This window comes from Streptomyces sp. NPDC058664, from assembly GCF_042716635.1.
Classification (GTDB): Bacteria; Actinomycetota; Actinomycetes; order Streptomycetales; family Streptomycetaceae; genus Streptomyces.
In genome coordinates this window covers 22,904-29,066 of sequence record NZ_JBHXRW010000079.1, presented here as the reverse complement: position 1 = coordinate 29,066, position 6,163 = coordinate 22,904, and the positions used below count along the sequence as shown (strand labels likewise).

General features: G+C 70.7%; 4 protein-coding genes and 1 pseudogene. 1 reads left to right on the top strand and 4 read right to left on the bottom strand.

Going from position 1 to position 6,163, the window contains the following annotated elements; all coding sequences use genetic code 11:
- A pseudogene (locus tag ACFWUY_RS36945) lies at positions 1-228 on the top strand (sugar kinase); the annotation flags it as partial.
- Between the two features lie 21 nt (positions 229-249).
- On the opposite strand, the gene ACFWUY_RS36940 reads toward ACFWUY_RS36945, so the two are convergent.
- The 4 genes from ACFWUY_RS36940 to ACFWUY_RS36925 all read right to left on the bottom strand — a co-directional run bounded on the left by ACFWUY_RS36940 (position 250) and on the right by ACFWUY_RS36925 (position 6,161).
- Positions 250-1,386 carry an XdhC family protein gene (locus ACFWUY_RS36940; protein ID WP_384120436.1) on the bottom strand — a complete coding sequence of 379 codons (1,137 nt, stop codon included), beginning with the start codon at positions 1,384-1,386 and terminating at the stop codon, positions 250-252.
- Positions 1,387-1,424: 38 nt separating this feature from the next.
- Positions 1,425-2,900, bottom strand: coding sequence for an NCS2 family permease (locus ACFWUY_RS36935; protein WP_384120433.1), 1,476 nt, complete (start codon positions 2,898-2,900; stop codon positions 1,425-1,427).
- Positions 2,901-3,162: 262 nt separating this feature from the next.
- Positions 3,163-5,562 (bottom strand): xanthine dehydrogenase subunit D, encoded by a 2,400-nt coding sequence (gene pucD, locus ACFWUY_RS36930; protein ID WP_384120431.1) that lies wholly within the window; start codon positions 5,560-5,562, stop codon positions 3,163-3,165.
- Positions 5,563-5,564: 2 nt separating this feature from the next.
- The gene (locus tag ACFWUY_RS36925; protein ID WP_384120429.1) at positions 5,565-6,161 is read right to left on the bottom strand and encodes a (2Fe-2S)-binding protein; all 597 of its coding nucleotides are present in this window, start codon (positions 6,159-6,161) and stop codon (positions 5,565-5,567) included.
- Between the last annotated feature and the right edge of the window lie 2 nt (positions 6,162-6,163).

Here is a 6,163-nt window from a genome sequence, read left to right as displayed (position 1 = left end):
CGCTTCCTGGAGACCGTCAAGGGGTACGCGAAGGAGTACGCGCTCGACTACCCGGCCAGCCGCACCGGCATCGGCCTGGGCACCCTGGGCCCGGACGCGGTCACGGTCGGCGCGGCGATCCTGCCGCTCGCGGACTTCTTCGCCAGGGGCGGCCGGCGGGCCGAGGCGGAGGCGGCGGAGGAGCAGCCGGCCTGGGCGTCGACCGTACGGGACCGGGCGGCGCACTGAGCGCCGCGGGCGGCCGGGGTCTCAGGCGACGGAACCTATGCGGCCGTCCGGTGCGCGGGGGCCGTCGTGGTGGATCGGGGTGTGGGCGCCGGTGAGGGAGACGCCGCTGCCGCCGCGGCGGTCGGCGACGATCTCGGCGCCGATCGACAGGGCGGTCTCCTCGGGCGTACGGGCGCCGAGGTCGAGGCCGATCGGCGAGCGCAGGCGGGCGAGTTCGAGTTCGGTGACGCCGACCTCGCGGAGGCGCTTGTTGCGGTCCTCGTGGGTGCGGCGGGAGCCCATCGCGCCGATGTAGGCGGCGGGAAGCGTCAGGGCGGCCTTGAGGAGGGGGACGTCGAACTTGGCGTCGTGGGTGAGGACGCAGAGGACGGTCCGGCCGTCGGTCTCCGTCGACTCCAGGTAGCGGTGGGGCCATTCGACGACGATCTCGTCGGCCTCGGGGAAGCGGGCCGGCGTCGCGAAGACGGGCCGCGCGTCGCACACGGTGACGTGGTAGCCGAGGAACTTGCCGACCCGGACGAGGGCGGCGGCGAAGTCGATGGCACCGAAGACGATCATGCGGGGGGCGGGGACCGAGGACTCGACCAGGAGGGTCAGCGGCTGCCCGCAGCGGCTGCCGTCCGCGCCGATCTCCACGGCGCCGGTGCGGCCCGCGTCGAGCATCGCGCGGGCCTCGCCCGCGGCGGTGCGGTCCAGCTCCGGGTGGCCGCCGAGCTTCCCCTCGTACGAGCCGTCGGGGCGGACCAGGAGGGCCCGGCCCATCAGTTCCTCGGGTCCTGCGACGATCCGGGCCAGGGCCGCCGCCTCCCCCGTGGCGGCGGCCGCGAGCGCGGCGGGGAAGACCCCGCCGCGGACCGGGGTGACGAGGATGTCGATGACTCCGCCGCAGGTCAGACCGACCGCGAAGGCGTCCTCGTCGCTGTAGCCGAAGCGCTCGACGACGGTCCTGCCGTCGTCGAGGGCCTGGACGCACAGGTCGTAGACCGCACCCTCCACACACCCTCCGGAGACCGAGCCGATCGCCGTGCCCTCGCTGTCGACGGCGAGTGCGGCGCCCGGCTGCCGGGGCGCGCTGCCGCCGACGGCCACCACGGTGGCCACGGCGAAGTCGCGTCCCTGCTCGACCCACCGGTTGAGCTCTTCGGCGATGTCCAGCATCTCGGTTCTCCTCTGGAAGGTGTGGGAGGGCGGCGGCGTCAGCTGACGCCGAGCCAGCTCTCGAGCGGGTGGATCGCGAAGTACACCACGAAGATCGCGGTGAGGCCCCACATGAAGGCGCCCACCTCGCGGGCCTTGCCCTGCGCCACCTTGATGACGGCGTAGGAGATGACACCGGCCGCGACACCCGTGGTGATGGTGTACGTGAAGGGCATCAGGACCACGGTGAGGAACACCGGGATCGCCACGGAGCGGTCGCTCCAGTCGACGTGCTTGGCGTTCTGCATCATCATCGCGCCGATGACGACCAGGGCGGCGGAGGCGACCTCGGCCGGCACGATCGCGGTGAGCGGGGTGAAGAAGAGGCAGGCCGCGAAGAAGGCGCCGGTGACGACGGAGGAGAGGCCCGTGCGGGCACCCTCGCCGACGCCGGTGGCCGACTCGACGAAGACGGTCTGGCCGGAGCCGCCGCCGACACCACCGATGACACCGCCGGCGCCGTCGATGAACAGTGCCTTGGACAGGCCCGGCATGCGGCCCTTGTCGTCGGCGAGGTTGGCCTCGGAGCCGACGCCGATGATGGTGGCCATCGCGTCGAAGAAGCCGGCGAGCACCAGGGTGAAGACGATCATGGTGATCGTGATGTAGCCGACGTCGCCCCAGCCGCTGAAGGACACGTCGCCGATGAGCGAGAAGTCCGGTGCGGAGACGGCGCTGCCCTTGAGCTCCGGCGGGCCGGAGAACCAGGCGCCCGCGCCCTTGGCCGGGATGTCGGCGACCGCGTTGACGATCATGGCGATGACCGTGCCCGCGACGATGCCGATCAGGATGGCGCCGGGGACGTTCCTGGCCTGCAGCGCGAAGATCAGCAGCAGGGTGACGGCGAAGACGAGGACGGGCCAGCCCATGAGCTCACCGGCCGGGCCGAGGGAGACGGGGCCACCGCCCGGGGCGGGGTTCTCGTGCACGAAGCCGGCCTTGACGAAGCCGATGATCGCGATGAAGAGGCCGATGCCGATGGTGATCGCGTGCTTGATGGCCAGCGGGATCGCGTTCATGATCATCTCGCGGAGGCCCGTGACCACCAGGAGACAGATGATCACGCCGTAGGCCACGCACATGGCCATCGCCTGCGGCCAGGTCATGACGGCGATGACCTGCGAGGAGAGCACACCGGAGACGCTGAGGCCCGCGGCGAGGGCGAGCGGGACCTTGCCCCAGAAGCCCATCAGGAGAGTGGTCACGGCCGCGGCGAGCGCGGTCGCGGTGATGAGGGCGGGCTGGCTGAGGACGTTGCCGGCCACATCCTTGCCACCGAGGATCAGGGGGTTGAGCAGGAGAATGTACGCCATCGCCATGAAGGTGGTGACGCCGCCGCGGATCTCCGTCGCGACGGTGGATCCTCTCTCCGAGATGTGAAAGTACCGGTCGAGCCAAGAGCGCCCGGCGGGGACGTTGGAGCCGGAGCCCGCGTCCTCCGAAGCGGTCTTGGGCTCCACAGACGACTGGGTCATGGGGCCTACTCCCAAGGTTCAAAGGGGCACCCGCATCAGACTTCGAAGGAGTTCGGATCTGGTTGAAGCTGCGGGATTTGGGATGCTGCGTGGGCTGCACGACCCGGGGGACGGCCCGAGACGAACGAAGTGAATCGGTACTGCGGGTACTGCGGGTGACTGCTGGTACCGCGGGTGGTGCGGGTACTGCTGGGGGATACTCCGGGCGGTACGGGCTGGGAAGTGTGACGTTCCTGGGAGGCACGTACCGCCCGGAGAGTTCCTAGAGGGTGCCGGTGAGCGCCTCGGGGCGGACCGGCGTCTTGTTGAGCTCCAGGCCCGTCGCGTTCCGGATCGCCGCGAGCACGGCCGGGGTGGACGACAGGGTCGGGGCCTCGCCGATGCCCCGCACGCCGTACGGCGCGTTGGGGTCGGCCAGCTCGAGGTAGTCGACCGGGATGGTCGGCGTGTCGAGGATCGTGGGGATCAGGTAGTCCGTGAAGGAGGGGTTGCGCACCTTCGCGGTCTTCGGGTCGACGATGATCTCCTCCATCACCGCGACGCCCAGGCCCTGGGTGGTGCCACCCTGGATCTGGCCGATCACGGAGAGCGGGTTGACCGCCTTGCCGACGTCCTGGGCGCAGGCCAGTTCGATGACCTTGACCAGGCCGAGCTCGGTGTCGACCTCCACCACCGCGCGGTGCGCGGCGAAGGCGTACTGGACGTGGCCGTCGCCCTGGCCGGTGACGAGGTCGAAGGCCTGGGTGGGGCGGTGCCGCCACTCCTCCTCGACCTCCACGGCCTGGTCCTCCAGGACGTCCGCGATGGTGGCGAGGGCCTCGCCGCCGTCGGTGACGACCTTGCCGCCCTCCAGGAGGAGTTCGGCGTTGGCCCACGCCGGGTGGTACGAGCCGAACTTGCGCCGGCCGATCTCCAGGACCCGCTCGCGGACGAGCTCGCAGGAGTTCTTGATGGCGCCACCGGTCATGTAGGTCTGGCGGCCCGCGGAGGTCGAACCGGCCGAACCGACCTGGGTGTCGGCGGGCTGGATGGTGACCTGCTGGACACCGAGCTCGGTGCGGGCGATCTGGGCGTGGATGGTGATACCGCCCTGGCCGACCTCCGCCGCGGCCGTGTGGACCGTGGCGACGGCCTCGCCGTTGATGACCTCCATGCGGATCCTGGCGGTCGAGTAGTCGTCGAAGCCCTCGGAGAAGCCGACGTTCTTGATGCCGACGGCGTAGCCGACGCCCCGCACGACACCCTCGCCGTGCGTGGTGTTGGAGAGGCCGCCCGGCAGGGCGCGGACGTCCGCCTCCTCGCCGGCCGCGAGCCACTGCTGCTCCGGCGGCAGCGGACGGGCCTTGACGCGGCGGAGCAGCTCGGCGACCGGGGCCGGCGAGTCCACGACCTGGCCGGTCGGCATGATCGTGCCCTGCTCCATGGCGTTGAGCTGGCGCAGCTCCACCGGGTCCATGCCCAGCTTCGCCGCGAGCTTGTCCATCTGGGCCTCGTACGCGAAGCAGGCCTGGACCGCGCCGAAGCCGCGCATGGCGCCGCAGGGCGGGTTGTTGCTGTAGAGGCCGATCGCCTCGATCTCGACGTCCTCGACGACGTACGGACCGACGGAGAGGGAGGCGGCGTTGCCGACGACCGAGGCCGTGGACGACGCGTACGCGCCGCCGTCGAGCACGATCTTGCACTTCAGGTGGGTGAGCTTGCCGTCCTTGGTGGCGCCGTGCTCGTAGTAGAGCTTGGCGGGGTGCCGGTGGACGTGCCCGAAGAAGGACTCGTAGCGGTTGTAGACCATCTTGACCGGCTTGCCCGTGCGCAGGGCGAGCACGGAGGCGAGGATCTGCATCGAGATGTCCTCGCGGCCGCCGAACGCGCCGCCGACGCCGGCCATCGTCATGCGGACCTTCTCCTCGGGCAGGCCGAGGCAGGGCGCGATCTGCTTGAGGTCCGAGTGCAGCCACTGGGTGGCGACGTACAGGTCGACGCCGCCGTCCTCGGCCGGTACGGCGAGGCCGGACTCGGGGCCGAGGAAGGCCTGGTCCTGCATGCCGAAGGTGTACTCGCCCTTGACGATGACGTCGGCGCGCTTGGCGGCCTCGTCGGCGTCGCCGCGGATGATCGGCTGGCGGTGCACGATGTTCGGGTGCGGTACGTGACCGGAGTGGTGGTCGTCGCGGTTCTCGTGGACCAGGATCGCGTCCGGGGCGAGCGCCGAGGCCTCATCGGTGATGAGGGGCAGCTCCCGGTACTCGACCTTGATCTTGGCGGCGGCGCGGCGGGCGGTCTCCGGGTGGTCGGCGGCCACGAGGGCGACCGGCTCACCGTGGTGACGGACCTTGCCGTACGCGAGGACCGGGGTGTCCTGGAACTCCATGCCGTAGTTCTTCGCGGCCGGCAGGTCCTCGTGGGTGAGGACGGCGTAGACGCCGTCCATCACGAGGGCCTCGGAGGTGTCGATGGACACGATCTCGGCGTGCGCGACGGTGGAGCGCAGGATCTGGCCCCACAGCATGTCCTCGTGCCACATGTCCGAGGAGTAGGCGTACTCGCCGGTGACCTTGAGGGTGCCGTCGGGGCGGAGGGTGGACTCGCCGACGCCGCCCTTGACGTGCTTCTGGGTGACGTCGGTGGGTGTGCCCGCCGGAACGGTGCGTGTGTTCTGGGCCATCGTCAGACCGCCTCTCCCTGACGTTCCTGGCGAGCGGCCGCGAGGCGGACCGCGTCGAGGATCTTCTCGTAACCCGTGCAGCGGCAGAGGTTGCCGGAGAGGGCTTCGCGGATGTCCGCGTCCGTCGGGGACGGGTTGCTCTCCAGCATCTCGTCGGCCGCGACCAGCAGACCGGGGGTGCAGAAACCGCACTGGACGGCGCCGGCGTCGATGAACGCCTGCTGGATCGGGCTCAGTTCGACGCCCTCACCGGTCTGCGAGTCCTGACCGGGCTTGGCCTCCCACTTCTTGGCCGCGTCGAGCGAGGTGCCGCAGGCGCCGGAGGCGCAACCACCGTGTTCCGTACGCTGCTTGGCGTACTCGGCGAGACCCTCGACCGTGACGACCTCGCGGCCCTCGACCTGACCGGCGGCGACCAGACAGGAACACACCGGCACCCCGTCGAGGCGGACCGTGCAGGAACCGCATTCGCCCTGCTCGCAGGCGTTCTTGGAGCCGGGCAGACCCAGCCGCTCACGCAGAACGTAGAGGAGGGACTCGCCCTCCCAGACGTCGTCGGCTTCCTGCGGACGACCGTTGACCGTGAAATTGACGCGCATGG

Excerpts from the sequence above, each read along its gene's own strand:
- ACFWUY_RS36925 (WP_384120429.1), bottom strand. The coding sequence starts at position 6,161 with ATGCGCGTCAATTTCACGGTCAACGGTCGTCCGCAGGAAGCCGACGAC.
- ACFWUY_RS36935 (WP_384120433.1), bottom strand. The coding sequence starts at position 2,900 with ATGACCCAGTCGTCTGTGGAGCCCAAGACCGCTTCGGAGGACGCGGGC.
- ACFWUY_RS36940 (WP_384120436.1), bottom strand. The coding sequence starts at position 1,386 with ATGCTGGACATCGCCGAAGAGCTCAACCGGTGGGTCGAGCAGGGACGC.
- pucD (WP_384120431.1), bottom strand. The coding sequence starts at position 5,562 with ATGGCCCAGAACACACGCACCGTTCCGGCGGGCACACCCACCGACGTC.